Genomic DNA, 18,456 nt, shown 5'->3' on the forward strand with positions numbered 1-18,456 from the left:
CTGGAGTTTCACGTAACGGTAGGCGGCCAGCACAGATCACGCCATCATTGCCAACACAAAAAGAGCCCAACCAACCGGCACGCTGCCAGTTCGTCAGGCTCTCATTTTAATGACTTAGATTAACTGTAACTCACGGTCCTTGTTGTAAGCAGCGTCAATGATGGCGCTCCCCAAGCACTCGTCGCCATTGTAGAAGACAACGGCCTGACCAGGGGTGATGGCCCGGGCTGGATCGTCGAATTCAACAGTGACCTGCTGGCCGTCTTCACTCAAGTGTACGGTCACGCCGGTATCCTTTTGCCGGTAACGGAACTTCGCCGTGCAGTGGAAGTCACTGCCGCGGTCGATCGTGTTGACCCAGTGAATGTCTGAGGCCGACAGATGCGTCGCGTACAGATGTGGATTGTGGTAACCCTTGCCCACGTACAAAATGTTCTTGGTCAAGTCCTTACCGATCACGAACCAAGGCTCGTTGTCCTCACCGTCACCACCGATACCTAAACCGCGGCGCTGACCAATCGTGTAGTACATCAAACCGGCGTGGTCACCCTTGACCTCACCGTCGACCGTCATCATCTTGCCGGGCTTGGCTGGCAGGTAGGTGTTCAAGAAGTCCTTGAAGTGACCCTTTTCACCGATAAAGCAGATCCCCATGGAATCCTTCTTATCAGCGGTTGCCAGGCCAGCTTCCTTCGCAATCTCCCGTACTTGTGGCTTGACCAAGTCACCGATTGGGAACATAACGCGATCCAGCTGCTCCGTGGAGAGCTGGCTCAAGAAGTAAGTCTGATCCTTGTTCTGGTCAACGGCACGCATCAAGTGGGCGTCGCCGTTCTCATCACGCGTCAACTGAGCGTAGTGCCCGGTTGCGATGTAGTCGGCACCCAGCTCCAAGGCGTAATCCAAGAAAGCCTTGAACTTGATTTCCTTGTTGCAGATCACGTCTGGGTTCGGAGTCCGACCCTTTTTGTACTCATCCAAGAAGTACGTGAACACACGGTCCCAGTATTCCTTTTCAAAGTTGACGGAGTAGTAAGGAATGCCAATTTGTGAAGCAACCTTAGCTACGTCCTTGTAGTCTTCTGTGGCGGTACAAACCCCGTTCTCGTCCGTATCGTCCCAATTCTTCATGAAGACGCCGATCACGTCATAGCCCTGCTGCTTCAAGCGCAAAGCGACAACGGAGGAATCGACCCCGCCACTCATACCAACGACAACCCGTGTTTGGCTGTTGTCCTGCATGATATCACCATCATTTCTCTCAGATTCTGGAGAATCTACGATTTGAAGGTCGCATAAATCCAGTATTGCCTAGTTTACCCATTTTGCACCGCTTTTGCAAGCCTGGTGTTCCCTGTCACCGGTTGGCCTTCTTTGGTGAAATCAGACGAGGCAAATTGCCCACAGCATTGGTATCAAAAACAGACTAACATTAGTGGTGAAGATTGATTCGACGGAATCTTTCTTCACCACTTTCGTTTTGGCGTAAAGAGAGTGGGACAAAAGGCGGTTAGCAGCTGAAGGTTGAAAGTATCACTAACGCGGTAATTCCCGAAACAACAGTGTTCTGTCCACTGAAATTGGTGAAACCAGGAGCCTGCGTCAGCCAGAGATTCCGCCTGCTCTGGGGAACACCTCCAGCCTGAGAAGCGGTCTTCCGGTTCGCTTGAAAGTCTGGCACAACCCGCCAGTCTCCCAAGTCGTCCCACGCTGTAGGCTGAGAAAGAACCTCAGCCAACACCGTCGACACAGCTGGCTCCATCTCTATCTGTCTCCGGCAGATTGATGATTATCAGCAACACTGTGTTAGAGACTAGTCGCTAGATCAGCCGCCACCTGGGGCTAAGCCGACTTTTACTGGCACACACACTTGTAGCCGGGAGTCCGCCAAATATGGGTTCAGCCGTGGGAGTTGCCTAAGCGGCATGGTTCTCATGCCACTTAGGCAACTGGCGTCTTTGAGACGTGTTCTTCGGCTCAAAGCGAGGCCGAGACCGTTTCCCAGGCTCGGTCCGGTCCGCCCACCGCGTTCCAACCCATAGTTGGCGGACGGTAGGCGGTCAGTTCTCGCTACGAAGCTGTAAACGACTAATTTTTACGTCATCAGTCGCACGGTAACAATGGTTCCAGCTGATTTCCATCTTTCAACCTTCAGTTATCAGTTTTAAGCGGAACCAGTTGCCCTTTGGCGCAGGTTTCAGCCATTTAAAGTTGATGCACAAAAAGAGTTTGGGAGGTTTTGTCCCAAACTCAATTTTTAGTTAACCGCTAATCCTTTTTCTTTAAGATTTCACGGTCAATCAAGTTTTGTAAGATAAAGTGGTATTGTTCCACGTTGCCCTCGGCATGGGAACCCTTGAAGATGTTGACACGGGCATTGCCAGAGGCATTGGTGGTGGACATCTTGAAGCCGCTGAGGTCTTTGGCCACAACCACCTTGAGCATTTGGTTCTTGTTGTACGGTGACGTCGGGTCGACCGAGCGTTCCAGCGTGTAGTTGCCGGCATTTGACACTTGGAAACCGACATCCTTTAACGCGTAAGGCTTAATGTTGGGGTGTAAGACGTAAGTATCTGTATCCCCCGTAACCTTCATTTCTTTTTCAAACAACATGTTACTTCACCTCTGTCTTTGAAAGTCGCTGAACGATGGCACTCACGTTCTTCACGAAAGCGTCGATATCAGCGCTAGTCGTTTGGCTCCCAAAGGATAACCGAATCGACTCGGCAATCCGCGGACTGTCTTCGCCAAACATGGCCGTCAAAACGTGTGACGGTTCGATGGACCCCGCCGTGCAGGCTGACCCACCGGACACGGCAATGCCCGCCAGATCCAGGTTCGTTTGCATCACGTAGGTCGAAATGCCCTTGATCCAAATATTCAAGACGTGCTCTAAGTTGTCACCGGTCAATGAGCCATTGATCTCAAAATCAACGCCGTTAGCCTTGAGGCCTTGAACGACTTGTTCCTTGAAACCGTGGAACCGGGCCCGCTTTTCTGCCTTAACTTCGGGCGTCAACAGCTTGGCAGCGACCGCCATTCCGGCAATGGCTGGCACGTTTTCAGTCCCCGCCCGTCGCTTTTCTTCTTGGTCGCCCCCCTTGATCAAACTGGGGAAGTTGACCCCTTCACGTTTGTACAAGAAGCCAATCATCTTGGGACCGTTGATCTTGTGGGCCGACGTCGACAGCATGTCGATGTGGTCGCGTTGCACGTCGATGTCCAGTGACCCGTAGGCCTGAACCGCATCGGTGTGGAACCAAGCTTGGTGGTCCTTTAAGATTTCACCAATCTCGTGAATTGGCATCCGACTGCCGACCTCATTGTTGCCCATCATGATGGTGACCAGAATGGTGTCATCCCGTAGCGCCGCTTTGAAATCATCCAGACTGATGCGCCCGTGTTCGTCAACGGGGAGATAGGTCACGTCAAAGCCCTGTTCCTCCAAGGCGTGAAGTGGCCGCAAGACAGCTTCGTGTTCGATTGCCGTGGTAATGATGTGCTTACCCAGGCTTTGCCGAGCAATCGCCGTTTGGGTAATCGCCGTGTTATCACTTTCGCTACCACCACTGGTGAAGATGATCTCTTCATCGTGAGCCGCGTTGATGCTCTTGGCGATGACCTGACGACTATTTTCCATGACCGTGTGCGCTTGGCGACCCAAGCCGTATAGCGTTGAGGCGTTGCCGTACACGTTGGCCATCTTGTCGACCATTTCATTTAAAACTTCCGGAGCCATCGGTGTGGTGGCCGCGTTGTCCAGGTAGATTTCCCGGACGGCATTACTGTTATCAATGTGAATCTCTTGCACCCTAAAAACCTCCTGAAAGACCCGCTAGTTCTGTGCGGCTAGCAAGGCCAGTAACATTTGTGCAGAGCGGTGCCCCGCGTCAATAATAAAGTCATCAAAGTTTACGCCGGAATCATTGTCGGCGTTGTCGGACATGGCCCGAACCACCACGTAAGGTACGTCAAATTGGTGGGCAACTTGGCCCACGGCGGCCCCTTCCATTTCACCGGATAAGGCGTCTGGGAAGTGGCTCATGATGTCCTTGATGGTCTCGGGACTGTTTAAGAATTGGTCACCGGATACGATCAGGCCCAGCTTGGTCTTCAAGCCCGTATTGGCCGCAGCCGCCACGATTTTTTCGCCCCATTCTTTGGACGCTTCGAAACGTGCTGGTTGTTGTGGCAATTGACCGTATTCGTAGCCAAAGGCCCGGGCGTCAGCATCGTGGTAAGCCGTTTCGGTGGAAACCACCACGTCACCAATGTTCAAGTCCGGTGCCAAGGCCCCAGCAGAACCGGAGTTAATGACGATGTCCACGTCAAATTGCGTGATCAGCAGGGCCGTCGTTAAGCCGGCTTCAACCTTACCAATACCCGAACGCACTAAGACCACGCTTTGGTTGTGGATAGTCCCTTGGTAAAATTCCAACCCGTGAATACTGGTCGTTTGGGCGTTGTCGAGTGCTTCGTGCAGTTCCTTGATTTCTTCTTCCATGGCGCAGAGAATGCCAAATGTCATGTCTTGTGTCCACTCCTATTCGTTTTGTCTTTTCATTGTTAATTGTGATGGTTGTCCGCCTGCCGTTGCGCGAAAATGGGCGGGAACGCGGTGGACGGACCGGTTGTCACGGCCACGTTGCTTTAGTCTAAAAAGAACAGAATCAAATACACCGCCACAATCAAGAGCACCAGCCAGAAGATAGCCCAGTTCAGGCGGGTCTTCAGTCGCTGTTGCTTACTGTCGGCTGGACTGACGCGTTGTTCGTGAACGTTGTCGTCATCATCTGGTGTGGCCCCACCGTGGTTGCGGGCGTATTCTTTTTCGACTTGAACGCGCTTGCGGTCACGTTCTTGAAACTCTTTTTCGGCCTGTTCCTGTTCCCGGCGGTAATCCGCGCGGGTCTTGGGTTGGTGAGTGTCTTGCTCGTCATCTGGATGCATCGCTGTCACCTACTTTTGTAATAACCAGTAATAGATGGCCGTAATCGTCTTGGCGTCATTGATCTCGCCGCTGTCGATCATGGCCTTCGCCTGATCTTTAGTGACCGTCAAGAGTTCCAGGTTTTCCCCTTGGTCTCGCGGTAATTCCGTGGTGACCGGCTTCAAATCAGTTGCCAAAAAGAGCGTCATGTATTCGTCAGAAAACCCAACGCTGGAATAAAATCCGGTAATTCGTTTTAAATTGCCTGGTTGGTAACGAATTTCTTCATTGAGCTCACGCATCACGGCGTGTTCCACGTTGTCCGCATCCCGGCTGTCCAATTTACCAGCAGGGATTTCCAACGTGGCAGCCGCGATTGGCGCACGCCATTGCCGTTCCAAAATCATCTTGTTGTCGGCGGTCAGGGCTAAAATGCCCACGGCCCCCGCGTGACGCACAATTTCACGAGTCGCCGTATCGCCATTGGGCAAGCGAACTTGTTGCCGTTCCAGCTTAACAATGACGCCATCGTACAATTCTTCAGTTGACTCAACGTGTTCTTCCAAATCCATTATTACGCCTCCTCGCTACTCCCCGTCACAACAGGGGTAACCTTTGCCGCTTGGAGACCACGCATGCCTTGAACAATCACAAATTGCACGGTTTGACCCACTTCTAGCTTCTTGAACCCTTCACCAACGATGGCCGTGTAGTACACGAACACGTCGCCGTCTGCGGGCGTGGTGATGAAACCAAAACCGCGTTGTTCACTGTAACTCTTTACTTTTCCGGTTAACATGCTTGATTCCTCCCATACATAGTCCAAATTATACTCGCTTGACCAGTCGACCGCAAACAATGGTCCTCCACTTAGCATTTCCTTTTAAAATGGTCACCCTAATACCGCCTGCCGTTGCGCGAAAATGGTACCCCGTCTCGCCAGATGTCTGCGGCTGCCAGGGGTTCCGCCTGCTATGGGGAACGGCTCCAGCCAAGAGGCGGGCTTCCACCTCGCTTTGAAGCCTCGCAAAGTCCGCAAGTCTCCAAAGTCGTCCCACGCTGTAGGCTGAGACAAGACCTCAGCCAACACCGTCGTCACAGCTGGCTCCACCCCTGGCTGCCTCCGACAGGCTGGTGATTATCAGCAACACTGTGTTAGGGACCAGTAGCTAGATCAGCTGCCACTTGGAGCTAAGTCGACTTTTACTGGCACGCACATCTGTAGCCGAGAGTCCGCCAAATATGGGTTCAGCCGTGGGAGTTATCTTAGCGGCGCGGTTCATGCCGCTTAGATAACTGGCGTCTTTGAGACGTGACCTGCGGCTCAAAGGCGAGGCGTCGAGACCGTTCTTTGGCTCGACCCGTCCGTCCCAGCGTTCCAACCCATATTTGGCGGACGGTAGGCGGCTAGTCTTCACTAAGATGCTGTAACCGACTAATTTTCGCGCAACGGCAAGGCAACCATGACACTGTTGCTGACAAAAAATGCCGGCCACCAATAACTGGCAGTCGACATTTTGCTAGAGCTTATTTTTCTTCAAAGCCTTCAGTTGCCGTTTCAGGGTAGTTGGCCCGAACGATTGCGGCACAGCGGGCACAGAAGTGTGGGTAGTCTGAATCACTACCGACATCTTCCTTGACCAACCGACACCGTTCGCAAACCTCACCAGCCGCTGGCGTTACCTTAACGGCCACGTGGTCGAAGGTCAACGCGTCAGCTGGGGCATCTGCCAACTTGGCGATGTCCAAACCAGAAACCAAGAGAATCTGTTGAACGTTGACGTTGAGCTTGTCTAATAAGGCTTGCGTGTCGTCATCGACGTACAGATCAAGATGCGCTTCGGCAGCCTTCCCAATCAATTTCGCGTCCCGAGCTTCTTCCAACGCCTTCAAGACGTGGCTCCGCAGGTTCATGAAATGATCCCAGGCAGACTTGTGGTCATCATCTTCTACTTCATTGGCATCAGTCATATCCAGCACAGCTGGCATTTCAGCTAATTGTACGAAGTCTTCTGGTTCTTTCAAGAAGCCCCAGATTTCTTCGGCCGTGTGTGGCAGGATTGGCGTGATCAACTTGGTCAAGTTGACGGCAATTTGGTAGAAGACCGTTTGCATGGAGCGCCGAGCTGGACTGTCTTCAGCTTCGATATACAAGATATCTTTGGCAAAGTCCAGGTAGAAGGCGGACAGGTCACTAACGACAAAATTGATCAATTCCTTGTAGATGTTCAGGAAGTCAAAGTGGTTGTAATGGTCTTCCACGCTCTTGGTAAAGGCGTTTAGCTTGTACAGCATGTGCCGGTCAACGGCCGTCAACTGGTCAGTGGCCACAGCATCCGTCTTGGGATCAAAGTCACTGGTGTTAGCCAACAGGTAACGCATCGTGTTCCGCAGCTTCTTGTAGCTGTCAGAAATCTTCACGAAGGATTCTGTTGAGACCCGCACGTCGGCTGAAGTATCCACAGAAGTGACCCAGAGGCGAACGATGTCGGCCCCCATCTTCTTGATGATTTCATCAGGCGCAATCGTGTTCCCGATGGACTTGGACATCTTGTGACCGTCCTTATCCAGCGTAAACCCTTGCGAAACGACCTGCTTGTACGGAGCCTTCCCAGTAGCGGCAACACTCGTGATTAAACTCGAGTTGAACCAGCCACGGTATTGGTCAGAACCTTCCAAGTAAAGGTCGGCCGGGAAGTCCAGGTAGTCGCGTTCCGCCAGAACACCTTGGTGAGACGAACCGGAATCAAACCAAACATCCATGATGTCGTTTTCCTTCGTGAATTCGCCATTTGGTGAGTGTTCACTGGTGAAGCCTTCTGGTAAGAGGTCCTTGGCTTCGCGTTTGAACCAAATGTTGGAGCCGTACTTGCCAAAGAGATCAGCCACGTGGTTGACCGTTTCTGGCGTGATGATAGCTTCTCCATCTTCACCATAGAAGATTGGTAGCGGCACACCCCAGACCCGTTGCCGGGAAATAACCCAGTCGCCACGGTCCTTGATCATGTTTTCCAAACGACGCTTACCCCAATCTGGTTGGAATTTCACGTCCTTTAAGCTGGCTAAGATTTCATCACGAATCTTGTCGACAGAAGCGAACCACTGTGGCGTTGCCCGGAAGATGACGGGCTTCTTCGTCCGCCAATCGAATGGGTAGCTGTGTTCGTATGGCATGTACTTCAGTAAAGCGTTGACTGCTTTTAATTTATCCAAAGCAATCTGGTTAGCATCTTCATAGAACACACCGTCAAAGTCTTCGCCGGCTTCAGCGGTCATGTACCCTTGATCATTCACGGGTACTAAGACTGGCAAGTTGTAAAGCTTACCCACGTTAAAGTCATCTTCCCCTAAACCTGGTGCGGTATGAACCAAACCAGTCCCGGAGTCAGTCGTAACGAAGTCCCCTAACATCACGACCAGTTTCCGGTCGGCGATGAATGGGTGTTGGGCAATGATGTTATCCATCTCTTGGCCCATCACGGTCTTCAAGACCTTAACGTCTTGCCAACCGAAACGTTCCGCATTTTCAGCGACTAAATCACTGGCCAGCACGAATTTCCGGTCCTCGCCAGCGGGTTGCACAACGGCATATTCGATCCCCGCATCGATGGTGATCCCTTCAGAACCCGGAATCGTCCATGGCGTCGTAGTCCAGACAACCAGGTACGTATCGTCGTCTAAGACCCCCTTGCCGTCAACGACCTTTTCGCCGTAAAACGCGGATGGTGAGGTCACATCATGGTATTCAACTTCGGCTTCAGCCATAGCTGATTCGGAAGACCATGACCAGTAAACCGGCCGCTTACCTTTATAGATCAAACCGCGCTTGGCAAATTCACCAAAGACCCGCACTTCAGCGGCTTCAAATTCAGGCTTCAAGGTCAAGTAAGGCCGGTCCCAGTCAGCCGCAACACCTAGGCGTTTGAACCCATCACGTTGCAAGTTCACTTGCTTCAAGGCGTAGTCACGACACAGGTCACGGAATTCAGCCGTGGACATCTTCTTGCGGTCGTAGCCGGCCTTGGTCAGTTGTTGTTCGATTGGTAATCCGTGGGTATCCCAACCAGGAACGTAAGGTGCCCGGTAGCCGCTCATTGATTTGAAACGAACGATGATATCCTTGGAAATCTTGTTCATAGCATGGCCCATGTGAATCGGACCATTGGCGTATGGCGGCCCATCATGGAGAATAAAGGTGGGCTTCCCTTCATTTAATTTTTGCCGGGCTTCGTAAATCTTGTTTTCAGCCCAGATCTTTTGCCGGTCAACTTCTTTGACTGGTAAATTTCCGCGCATTTTAAACTTGGTCTTACCCAGGTTAAGCGTGTCTTTCACTCGCATACCGTGTTTCCTCCTTAAAATTTTTGTTCCTCGGTTGGTGAACCGGTGAGCTCAAGCCATCCGGCCTCAGCTCACCGGTCAACCGACCGCTTTGTTTACATGTCGTTAAATGACGCCTACCGCAGCGCCCAATTCGATTGCCCAAACCAGTTGCCTGCGGCTGCCAGGGGTTCCGCCTGCTATGGGGAGCCAAAAAGCGGGCTTCCGGTTCGCTTGAAAGCCTCGCAAAATTCACGAGTCTCTCAAGTCGTCCCACGCTGTAGGCTGAGAAAGAACCTCAGCCAACACTGTCGACACAGCTGGTGCCACCCTTTGGCTCAATCCGCCCACAGCGTTCTAACCCATATTTGGCGTCGCGGGCAGCGGCCAGCAGAGCACAAACAAAAAAACGGCCTCGTCGCTAGGGACGAAGTCGTTTTCGTGGTACCACCCAAATTTAGTGCGCCCCGCCTAAGCGAGACTCACCCTCAAACGACGTAACGTGCCGTTCACGCTGTAGCTTACTATTGGTTCAGCCACAGGGCTTTTAAAAGTGATACCAACCAAAAAGAGTGGGTGTTAGCCTTCCACCGTCGCTAACTCGCTAGAACCATCTTTTCGTTGGGCGTCTTTCTCAGTGCCTATTGTTTGTCTTTATCAAATTGTGGTTGGTCATTGTCAGGGAAAATCACAACGGTTTCCCCATTGTCATCCCCACTGTCCGTGACAGGGGCTTCCGTCACCGGTGCTTGATCCGCTACCGGTTGGGATGCTTCTGAGTTTACGCCCTGTGCCCCTTCGTTGTCAAGCCGGTCGCCGACGACCTTCTTGATTTCTTCGTAGCTGGACATGGACCCTTCCTTCAACAGGCTGTCCCAGTCGTTGGACTTGACCACTTCCAATTGGCTTTCCAGCATGACTTGTAAGCGTTGGCGGAAGACCCGCGTGCTCTTCTTCAAGTCGTCGGTCTCCACGGCCAGCTTCTTTGCCCGCTTGGATGCCTCGTTCATGATCTGGTTACCCTTGTTCGTGGCTTCAGAAACGATGTCAGAACTTTGCTTCTGGGCTTCGCGAATGATAATTTCCGATTCCTTTTGGGAGTTGGCCTTAACCTTATCGGCGGCCTCTTGCGCAACTAAGATGGATTGGTTCAAGGAATCCTTCAAGTCGTTGAAGTACTTGAGCTTTTCGTTAGCCGCATCCAGTTGTTCCTCTAACTCTTTGTTGTGGTTCAACGTGATTTGGTAATCCTTGATCACTTGATCTAAGAAATCATTGACCTCATCAACGTTGTAACCGCGCATCTTGGTGCCGAACTCTTTATTATGAATGTCTAATGGACTTAAAACCATTGCTCTGTTCCCTCCACATCTATTTCTGCAGTACCGCTAGGGTGACCCGAATCTTTTCTTTCTTGGTTCGGCCGCCAACTTCATCCAGCCGAATTCGGCCAAATCCCCGAACGGAGACGATGTCCGCGACGTCTAACTCGAAATCTGGCTTCAGCGTTTCCGCCCAGTTCAATCGAACCTTGCCACCTTCGATCAATTCCTTGGCCCGGTGGCGGGATAAATGAAACCCAGTCCCCACGATATTGTCTAACCGCAGTGACGACAGGGTGGCCCCTTCCGTCTCCCACTCATTCATGGGAACCAATAAATCATCCCAAGTATCCGGTTGTAACCGGGATTTGACGCGGCCGATGTGGTCCACTTGCCCGACCAAATAGTCCGCCATTCCTGACTCGGTAATGACTTGCCAATTCGTGCCATCGGTCAGAATATCTCCAAGAATTTCTCGCTCAATACCGGCACCCAACAAGGTTCCTAGAATTTGACTGTGATGAAGCGTCGCGAATTTTACGGGATAATCGACCTTGAGCACCGTCAGTTCAAAGTCCTGCGGCGTCGGTTCGTAGTAATCCGGATAAAATAACGCCCGCTGCATTTCAGCGTGTTCGTGACCACCGCTAAAGCGCACGTGCTGGTCCGCCCGTTGCGCTAAGGTCGTCGCGATGTACACTTGCCGGGGGTTCAAGAAATGAGTGAGAACGGGACGATATTCGTCTTGAACTTGTTGGATCCAACCGCCAATCGCGTCGATCAGCGGCGCTTCATCCGGCCGAAAATGTTGTAGGACATTCTCATCCAATTCCTTCCCCTCCTCTTTCTTACAAAATTAGGCCAAAAATCATTTGCTCTAACGCTGATAGTCCGTATTGGACCAACGTGAGTACGATAATGGCCACCACTGGTCCAAAGCCAAGCGGTCCCACCGAAACGAAATCAAAGTAGTGGAGGAACGGTTCGACTAAGCGCCCAATGATTTGACCAAATTTAGACTGGTAGCCACCAGGGAGCCAACTGAGCAACGCGTACACCACGATCAGTAGGATGTAAGCACTCACGGCCCAGTTCAGGACTTTAAATAGCAAAAGTATGAATTGTATCACTGTGAAGCTCCTTTATTGTGTGACTTGAGTCCCTAGGTTAGCGGCAACATCGCCACTGACCTCAAAATTGTGGGGCGTGCAGAGAAAAATCTGCTCGCCGATACGTTTGATTTCGCCACCCACGGCAAACGCGGTTCCATTTAAGAAATCCACGATACGTTGGGCCTGGGCTTCATCCACCCGGGCGAAATTCACGATAACGGCATCCCCACCGGTAATTTGTTTCGCAATCGACTTGGCATCCGAATAGATTCGCGGTTCGCAGATCGCGATATGACTGGTACTTGGCTTTGCAGATCGCATGGCAACCACCTTTCGACTATCGACTGGCCGATTTGGGGTAGTTGGCGTTGACTGGGCTGTGGGGGTTGCCTTCGGCTCGTCCTCATAGTCTTCGTCATACTCGTCGTTCATTCCGAAAAATTTGCTTAGACTAAACTTCTCCGCCATGGTACGCCACTCCTCTCAACACGAATTCTATCTGAACTGCTACTATTTGCGCCGCCGCTTGAAGAATGGAGGCGTATCTTCACCCTGATTATCGTCTCCCGCAGAGGTGTCGTGATCACTTGGGTTGAAGATGTTGAAATCTGGCTTGTCAACCCCGGCAAATTCATTGCTGGCATTGTTAGTGCTCTTCGGTTCGGGCCGGTGCGCCGGTTCGCGAATGTCCCAGTTGCCGAATGGATCCTTGGTGTTTTCTTGCGTTGGAGCATCGTTGCGGCTATCCGTTGGACGATTGTTCGTTTGGTTGTCCGCCCGCCGTGCGACACGACTGTGCTGGGCAGCTTCCCGTTCTTCTTTCTTCTTATCGATCCCAGTAGCGATAACCGTGACCCGAACTTCATCACCCAGGTCTTCGTCGATCGACGTCCCGAAGATGATGTTGACGTCGCTAGTAGCGGCATCGGAGACGATTTGTGAAGCAGCTTGGGCTTCAAACAAGGACAGGTCTGGCCCACCGGTGATGTTCAACAGCACTTGTTCGGCACCATCGATTGACACTTCCAACAATGGTGAGGAAATGGCCTTCTTGGTAGCGTCTTCCGTGCGGTTTTCGCCGTTGGCAGAGCCGATTCCCATTAAGGCGGCCCCTTGATCCTTCATGACCGTCTTCACGTCGGCAAAGTCCAAGTTGACGTAACCAGGACTCGTGATCAAGTCAGAGATTCCTTGAACCCCTTGACGTAACACGTTGTCGGCTTCTTGGAAGGCTTCCATCATTGGCGTCTTCTTGTCGACGATTTCTAACAAACGGTTGTTGGCAATGACGATCAACGTATCGACGTTTTCCTTCATCGCAGCGACCCCTTCAGCGGCGAAACGACCCCGCCGTGGGCCTTCAAAACTAAATGGCCGGGTGACAACACCCACCGTCAAAGCACCGCCTTCTTTGGCGATCTTTGCGACGATTGGGGCAGCCCCGTTCCCGGTACCACCGCCCATGCCGGCAGTGACGAAGACCATGTCGGCCCCTTGTAAGGCTTCCGTGATTTGTTCTTCACTTTCTTCAGCGGCTTTGGCCCCAACTTCGGGGTTGGCACCAGCACCGAGGCCCTTAGTCAGCTTCGGCCCGAGTTGAATCTTGGTTTCAGCCTTTGAGGCTTCGAGGGCTTGCACATCCGTGTTGGCCACGATAAATTCGACACCCTTGACGTCTTCAGCAATCATCCGGTTAACGGCGTTGTTACCCCCGCCGCCGACGCCAATCACCTTAATGATGGCGCCGTTATTTTGAGCAGAATCTAGTGAGTATTCCATTTGTGTATTCCTCCATCTCGCGTTAGTCGAAGAAGTCGCTGAAGAACTTCTTGATGCCTTCAGTCCGATTTTTCTTCTTTTTTGGTTTCGGTTGCTTACCCTGATTTGATTGCGTTGGTGCGGCTTGCTGGGTCTCAGCGGCCTGTTCACGTTGGCGAATCTCATCGGTTTCATCGGCTAGTTGGGTGGAGCCCGTCAAGGCACTCTTGATGAGCAGGTCGATCTCACTCAGCCCCCCAAAGTATTTCACTAAGGCCAGCGCCAACGTAAAGGACGGATGGCGTAACCCCATTTGATCTGGCACGTAAACCCGAACGTTAGTGTTAAATTCGTCGGTCGCCAAATCGGTGATGCCTGGTAAGGCGGCAACCCCACCAGTTAAGACGATACCACCGGGGAGATCTAAGGCTTGCACCTTATCCAGGTTTCCACGGAGGTGTTTGAAGATCTGGTCCAAACGGGCCTCAATGATCTCCGCTAAGTATTTTTCAGACACTGGCGTCGGCTGGCTTTGCCCAACCACGTCAACTGGGAACTCATCTTCATCACTGGCCTGCGTCGAGTCAGCGTAACCGTAGTCGCGCTTGAGCTTCTCCGCACTGTCCAGTGACGTGTTTAAGACCACGGAAATATCCTTGGTGATAAACTGACCGCCCTCTTGATCGACATCAATGTATTTTAACTGGTGATCATGGATGACAGCGGCAGTGGATTGGCCACCGCCCAAGTCGATCAGGATGGTCCCGAAGTCTTGTTCGCCATCATTCATCACCATCATGCCTTGAGCCATCGGGTTGATGACTGTGCCCCGTAGCTTCAAGCCGGCTTGTTCCACGGCTTTGCGGGTGTTGTGCATGATAGTCTTGGGGCCGGTAAACAGGGTCCCGTGTAGCTCTAGTCGAACACCGACCATGCCCCGGGGATCCTTGATACCGTCAAACCCGTCGACCACGAATTCATCGGACAGAATATCAACGACTTCGCGTTCCGGCGGTAGGCTTTGGATCAACGCTGCCGTCGCCACGTTCCGTACGTCGCGTCCGGTGATTTCGCGGGACTGGTCATCAATGGCAATCATGCCACTGCAAGGTTCAATTTTTAACATATTTGCGGGAATTCCCACAATCACATCGTGAATTTCGATGCTGGCCTTCTCTTCGGCTTGCCGGACGGCCCGTTGAATTGCTTCAGCGGCTTTGTCAATATCCACGATTACCCCGCGGCTGACACCGTTCGAACGTTCGTTTCCCACGCCAATAACGTTCATCTGCCCTTTAACATTCTCAGCAACAATGACTTTTATTGAGGTGGTTCCTATATCGAGACCAACGTACATCCCTGAATTATCCATAGAAAAAGGAACCTCCTAAGTTAATCAATCTAATAACACTGCATGAATTCGCTTTTTCCCTAATTATTTTACAGTTTACCACATTTGCTAGGGGTTAAAAAAGCCTTTACGACGCTTTTTATTCGCTGCAATCAAAATGAAATCATTTCTTAAAGGCATACGAGTAAGCGCCCACTTCCAAATTAACAACGCCCTTTTGCTTCATCTTGGCCGCAATCCCCGGGTAATAAGGCATTTTCTTAGCAAAACTCGAAACACTTGCGTAAACCTCGTTACCATCGTTCATGAATAAATGGACCCGGTCAGGATTATCCTTGGTCGGTGCGTCCTGAATCTCACTGATACTGCGCTTGATGTCGCCGTTCAATTGCGCATACTGCAAAATCATGCGGTGTAAGGTTTTGGCTTGTTTAAAATGGCCGTAAACCGGCGTCCCACTCTGAGGTTGGGTCACCGATTGTTGGCTCACCACGCCGTTTTCCAAGACTTCATAGTAGCGGTTTTGTTTCATCACGTAACCAGCCGTCGCAAATTCCTTGACGTGGATGGTTACCCGATTCGGCCGCTGCAAGGTGATGCGGACCGCCTTGAGCCGCGTGTTGCGCTTGCGAGCCTGTTGCGCCAGCCGTTGTTCGTGGCCCAACACCTTAAACACGGAATCGCCCGCATGGATGTGGGCCGCGCGCTGGACCTGTTTGGCCGACAACGCCGACGTGCCGGTGACTTGGACCGCGGGAAAATGGCTCAGTGGCGACACCAGGTAGACCATGGCCAAGATGACCACGGTGAAGGTCGTCAACAGGATGGTCAACCGCCGGATCAATTTCCGGTTGCGCTGGTGCTTCAACCGCGGTAACTTGTCGCCGATTCGTTTGGCCTTGTGGATCCACTTGGGCGTCTTGGCTTGTTTACGCTTTTCTTCGGCCTGTTCCTGATAGGCTTCCCAGGGGGTCAAAGGATGCTGCTGTTGCTTTGATTCATTACGGTTCAAGCGAAACTTCACAGCCGCCCACCTCCCATCCACTGATTTTTTCGGGTTTTGGCAAAGACTACTTTGTCTGTTTTAAGGATTCGACCACGTCAAGGACGCGATCAGCGGCGTCGGGAACCCCCAACTGCTTAGAAGCCGCTGCCATGTCTTGACGCAAGGCGTCGTCTTTCATCAGTTGGTCGGCCTTACGCAATAGGGTCGTGCCACTCAGATTTTCTTCGGTGATAATTTCCGCCGCGCCAACCGTTGCCAGTGACTGGGCGTTTTTCATCTGATGATTGGCTGTGACGTAAGGACTCGGGATCAAGATTGAAGGAATCCCATCGGCGGTGATTTCCGCCAGACTCGTTGCACCGGCCCGACCGACGATTGCGGCGACCTTGGGCAAGACCTCTGGCATATTGCTGATGTAAGGCTTGATCACCACGTTATCGGCGACCGTCACGTCTTTGAGCTCCGCCATGACGCCATCGTAACGCTTCTGCCCCGTAACGAAGACCACTTGGTATTTGCGCTGGTTGAATTCGGGAATCGCGGCCACCGTGGCGGCGTTGATCTTCAAGGCACCTTGCGACCCCCCGAAGATCAGTAACGTCGGCACATCATCCTTGAGACCATATTCGGTCCAGCTAAAATGACTGACGATTTCCGCAGCTTCTTGCGCCCGCGGATTCCCCGTCTTGACCATCTTGGTAGCGGGCAGCTGATCCAACGCTGCGTCAAAAACGTAGGCAATGCGGTCCACGTACCGGCTCAAGAACCGATTCGTGATCCCGACCACACTGTTTTGTTCATGAATCAACGTGGGCACATGCAACCGGGCGGCGGCATACACCACGGCACCGGATACGTAGCCCCCCGTTCCCACGACCACGTCCGGCTTGAATTGCCGAATCATTTTCTTGGCCGCATGGACACTCTTCAAAAAGAGATAGACGGTTTTAAAATTTTCTAGTGATAATGAACGCTTAAAGCCTTGAATGCGCGTCGATTGAAACGGGATGCCCTTGGCAGGCACGATGCTGCTTTCCAGCCCCCGTTCGGACCCCACGTACATGACGGCGGAATCTGGTTCCCGCTTCTTCAACGCCTTGATGAGCGCGAGTGCCGGGTAGATGTGGCCCCCGGTACCGCCCCCCGATACCATTAATCGCATTATTTTTCCTCCTGTTTCCCGGTCAGCTGTTCAACAGCCTTGATAAACCGGTCACCACGAACCTCAAAGTTCGGGTATTGATCCCAACTGGCATTGGCTGGTGATAAGAGCACGATGTCCCCTGGGTCACTCAATTCGTAAGCCAACGGCACGGCCGTTTCCACGTTATCGGTCAACTTGATCGTCTGGATTCCCGCTTGTTTGGCTGTATCTTCCAGTAACTTGGCGGTCTGGCCAAACAAAATGATAGCCTTGACGTGGGCCTTGAAGGCCGGAATCATTTTTTCAAAGGTGTAGCCCCGGTCCAAGCCGCCAGCCAATAAGACGACTGGCGCCTTGAAGCCCTTCAATGCCATTTCCGTTGCTTCCATGTCGGTCGCCTTGGAATCGTTGTAGTACTGGCGCCCTTCTGCCTCGAGGACAAATTGGGTCCGGTGCCGCACACCGCCAAAGGTTCTGAGGACCGCCACGATGGCCGCTGTGCTGACGCCTTTGATCTTAGCGACAGCAATCGCTGCCAACGCATTTTCAACGTTGTGGTCCCCAGGGACCTTGACCTCGCTAGCCGGCATGATGGCTTCTTGCTTGAAGTACAAGGTGCCATCCTTTTCGTAGGCGCCATCTTCGGATTGGTCTTGCCGTGAGAATGGGACCACTTGGGCCTTGGTGTTTTGGCTCAAGTCCCGCCATTCTTGGTTATCGAAGTTCACCACGAAGTAGTCGTCGGCCGTTTGGTTGGCCGTGATCTTCATCTTAGCCGCCACGTAATTGGCCCGTGTCTTGTGATAGTCCAGATGGTTAGAGAAGATGTTGGTCAGTACGGCGATGTGGGGATGAAATTCGGTCGTCTCGGCCAGCATGAAGCTGGAAACTTCCAGCACTAAGGTGTCATCTGGGGTGACCTCTTGGACCACCTTGCTGGCCGGAATCCCAATGTTACCGGCATAAACGGCCTTCCCCGCTTGCCGGTCATGGTCGACCATCTTTTGAATCATCGTGGTCGTCGTGGTCTTCCCGTTGCTTCCCGTGACGGCGATCAATTCGGCATCGGCAACTTCGCCAACCAACTCCATTTCACCAATGACTGGAATCTTTTCGGCCAATGCACGCTGAACCACGGGCACATCGTAAAAGATACCAGGGTTCTTGACGATATAGTCATAGCCCGGATCCAATAAGTCAGCCGTTTGTTCGCCCGTAATGACGGTGAAGCCAGCATCCTTCAAGGCTTGAGCATCAGGATTTTCAGCCAACGGTTTAACATCACTGACGGTTACCTGTGCGCCTAAACGCTTTAATAAATGCGCTGCATTGACCCCACTTTTCGCCAATCCCAAGACCAGCACTTTTTTGCCTTGATACGTCGTGATTTGTTTCATAATAACCGCTCGCTCTCCATTCTCTTTGATTAATCGTTTTTTAGTTTTTTAACATTCATTGCTTTCACTGCTAGCCACTTGATGTTTTGCCGGCAGTAATCAGCCAAGTCATGTCT

Annotated in this window: 17 protein-coding genes; all 17 read right to left on the reverse strand. The window is 52.1% G+C overall.

From position 1 onward, the window contains the following. Window positions 1–114: 114 nt before the first annotated feature. Entirely contained in the window at window positions 115–1,242 is a 1,128-nt protein-coding gene (gene mnmA, locus EKM83_RS10050; RefSeq protein ID WP_125577036.1) for a tRNA 2-thiouridine(34) synthase MnmA, read from the reverse strand. Window positions 1,243–2,268: 1,026 nt separating this feature from the next. Further along, a complete protein-coding gene (locus EKM83_RS10055) occupies window positions 2,269–2,613 on the reverse strand; it encodes a DUF1831 domain-containing protein (RefSeq protein ID WP_125577038.1) in 345 nt (114 codons plus the stop codon). A 1-nt stretch (window position 2,614) separates the two neighbouring features. Then, window positions 2,615–3,739, reverse strand: a complete 1,125-nt coding sequence (locus tag EKM83_RS10060) for a cysteine desulfurase family protein (protein ID WP_382337367.1) — start codon at window positions 3,737–3,739, stop codon at window positions 2,615–2,617. Window positions 3,740–3,835: 96 nt separating this feature from the next. Continuing rightward, window positions 3,836–4,528 carry a 5'-methylthioadenosine/adenosylhomocysteine nucleosidase gene (locus EKM83_RS10065; RefSeq protein ID WP_125577042.1) on the reverse strand — a complete coding sequence of 231 codons (693 nt, stop codon included), beginning with the start codon at window positions 4,526–4,528 and terminating at the stop codon, window positions 3,836–3,838. Window positions 4,529–4,650: 122 nt separating this feature from the next. Continuing rightward, window positions 4,651–4,950 (reverse strand): hypothetical protein, encoded by a 300-nt coding sequence (locus EKM83_RS10070; RefSeq protein ID WP_125577044.1) that lies wholly within the window; start codon window positions 4,948–4,950, stop codon window positions 4,651–4,653. A gap of 9 nt (window positions 4,951–4,959) precedes the next feature. Then, window positions 4,960–5,502 (reverse strand): NUDIX hydrolase, encoded by a 543-nt coding sequence (locus tag EKM83_RS10075; protein WP_125577046.1) that lies wholly within the window; start codon window positions 5,500–5,502, stop codon window positions 4,960–4,962. Between the two features lie 2 nt (window positions 5,503–5,504). Beyond that, window positions 5,505–5,729 carry a cold-shock protein gene (locus tag EKM83_RS10080; RefSeq protein ID WP_125577048.1) on the reverse strand — a complete coding sequence of 75 codons (225 nt, stop codon included), beginning with the start codon at window positions 5,727–5,729 and terminating at the stop codon, window positions 5,505–5,507. A gap of 728 nt (window positions 5,730–6,457) precedes the next feature. Then, a complete protein-coding gene (gene ileS, locus EKM83_RS10085) occupies window positions 6,458–9,271 on the reverse strand; it encodes an isoleucine--tRNA ligase (protein WP_125577050.1) in 2,814 nt (937 codons plus the stop codon). Between the two features lie 620 nt (window positions 9,272–9,891). Next, window positions 9,892–10,602: a DivIVA domain-containing protein gene (locus EKM83_RS10090; RefSeq protein ID WP_125577052.1), complete on the reverse strand. Its 711-nt coding sequence runs from the start codon at window positions 10,600–10,602 to the stop codon at window positions 9,892–9,894. A 19-nt stretch (window positions 10,603–10,621) separates the two neighbouring features. After that, on the reverse strand, window positions 10,622–11,401 hold the full coding sequence (locus tag EKM83_RS10095) for a YlmH family RNA-binding protein (protein ID WP_125577054.1): 780 nt from the start codon (window positions 11,399–11,401) through the stop codon (window positions 10,622–10,624). Between the two features lie 19 nt (window positions 11,402–11,420). Then, window positions 11,421–11,702 carry a YggT family protein gene (locus EKM83_RS10100; protein WP_125577056.1) on the reverse strand — a complete coding sequence of 94 codons (282 nt, stop codon included), beginning with the start codon at window positions 11,700–11,702 and terminating at the stop codon, window positions 11,421–11,423. A gap of 12 nt (window positions 11,703–11,714) precedes the next feature. Continuing rightward, on the reverse strand, window positions 11,715–12,152 hold the full coding sequence (locus EKM83_RS10105; protein WP_125577059.1) for a cell division protein SepF: 438 nt from the start codon (window positions 12,150–12,152) through the stop codon (window positions 11,715–11,717). Window positions 12,153–12,194: 42 nt separating this feature from the next. Next, complete coding sequence (ftsZ, locus tag EKM83_RS10110) at window positions 12,195–13,463, reverse strand: cell division protein FtsZ (RefSeq protein WP_125577061.1); 1,269 nt, start codon at window positions 13,461–13,463, stop codon at window positions 12,195–12,197. A gap of 22 nt (window positions 13,464–13,485) precedes the next feature. Then, window positions 13,486–14,814 carry a cell division protein FtsA gene (gene ftsA, locus EKM83_RS10115; protein WP_125577063.1) on the reverse strand — a complete coding sequence of 443 codons (1,329 nt, stop codon included), beginning with the start codon at window positions 14,812–14,814 and terminating at the stop codon, window positions 13,486–13,488. Between the two features lie 142 nt (window positions 14,815–14,956). Next, entirely contained in the window at window positions 14,957–15,817 is an 861-nt protein-coding gene (locus EKM83_RS10120) for a cell division protein FtsQ/DivIB (RefSeq protein ID WP_125577065.1), read from the reverse strand. A gap of 46 nt (window positions 15,818–15,863) precedes the next feature. Then, on the reverse strand, window positions 15,864–16,961 hold the full coding sequence (gene murG / locus EKM83_RS10125; RefSeq protein WP_125577067.1) for an undecaprenyldiphospho-muramoylpentapeptide beta-N-acetylglucosaminyltransferase: 1,098 nt from the start codon (window positions 16,959–16,961) through the stop codon (window positions 15,864–15,866). Next, entirely contained in the window at window positions 16,961–18,340 is a 1,380-nt protein-coding gene (gene murD / locus EKM83_RS10130; RefSeq protein ID WP_125577069.1) for a UDP-N-acetylmuramoyl-L-alanine--D-glutamate ligase, read from the reverse strand. Before murD ends, murG begins: the two co-directional genes overlap by 1 nt. Window positions 18,341–18,456: the final 116 nt, after the last annotated feature.

The organism is Levilactobacillus angrenensis (assembly GCF_003946085.1).
In the GTDB taxonomy this organism is placed as follows: Bacteria; Bacillota; Bacilli; order Lactobacillales; family Lactobacillaceae; genus Levilactobacillus; species Levilactobacillus angrenensis.

What these genes read in the sequence shown, in the direction of transcription:
- EKM83_RS10090 (WP_125577052.1), bottom strand. Translation starts at nt 10,602, where the DNA reads ATGGTTTTAAGTCCATTAGACATTCATAATAAAGAGTTCGGCACCAAG.
- EKM83_RS10055 (WP_125577038.1), bottom strand. Translation starts at nt 2,613, where the DNA reads ATGTTGTTTGAAAAAGAAATGAAGGTTACGGGGGATACAGATACTTAC.
- ileS (WP_125577050.1), bottom strand. Translation starts at nt 9,271, where the DNA reads ATGCGAGTGAAAGACACGCTTAACCTGGGTAAGACCAAGTTTAAAATG.
- EKM83_RS10075 (WP_125577046.1), bottom strand. Translation starts at nt 5,502, where the DNA reads ATGGATTTGGAAGAACACGTTGAGTCAACTGAAGAATTGTACGATGGC.
- murD (WP_125577069.1), bottom strand. Translation starts at nt 18,340, where the DNA reads ATGAAACAAATCACGACGTATCAAGGCAAAAAAGTGCTGGTCTTGGGA.
- murG (WP_125577067.1), bottom strand. Translation starts at nt 16,961, where the DNA reads ATGCGATTAATGGTATCGGGGGGCGGTACCGGGGGCCACATCTACCCG.
- EKM83_RS10105 (WP_125577059.1), bottom strand. Translation starts at nt 12,152, where the DNA reads ATGGCGGAGAAGTTTAGTCTAAGCAAATTTTTCGGAATGAACGACGAG.
- EKM83_RS10080 (WP_125577048.1), bottom strand. Translation starts at nt 5,729, where the DNA reads ATGTTAACCGGAAAAGTAAAGAGTTACAGTGAACAACGCGGTTTTGGT.
- EKM83_RS10070 (WP_125577044.1), bottom strand. Translation starts at nt 4,950, where the DNA reads ATGCATCCAGATGACGAGCAAGACACTCACCAACCCAAGACCCGCGCG.
- mnmA (WP_125577036.1), bottom strand. Translation starts at nt 1,242, where the DNA reads ATGCAGGACAACAGCCAAACACGGGTTGTCGTTGGTATGAGTGGCGGG.
- ftsA (WP_125577063.1), bottom strand. Translation starts at nt 14,814, where the DNA reads ATGGATAATTCAGGGATGTACGTTGGTCTCGATATAGGAACCACCTCA.
- EKM83_RS10065 (WP_125577042.1), bottom strand. Translation starts at nt 4,528, where the DNA reads ATGACATTTGGCATTCTCTGCGCCATGGAAGAAGAAATCAAGGAACTG.
- ftsZ (WP_125577061.1), bottom strand. Translation starts at nt 13,463, where the DNA reads ATGGAATACTCACTAGATTCTGCTCAAAATAACGGCGCCATCATTAAG.
- EKM83_RS10060 (WP_382337367.1), bottom strand. Translation starts at nt 3,739, where the DNA reads ATGGCTCCGGAAGTTTTAAATGAAATGGTCGACAAGATGGCCAACGTG.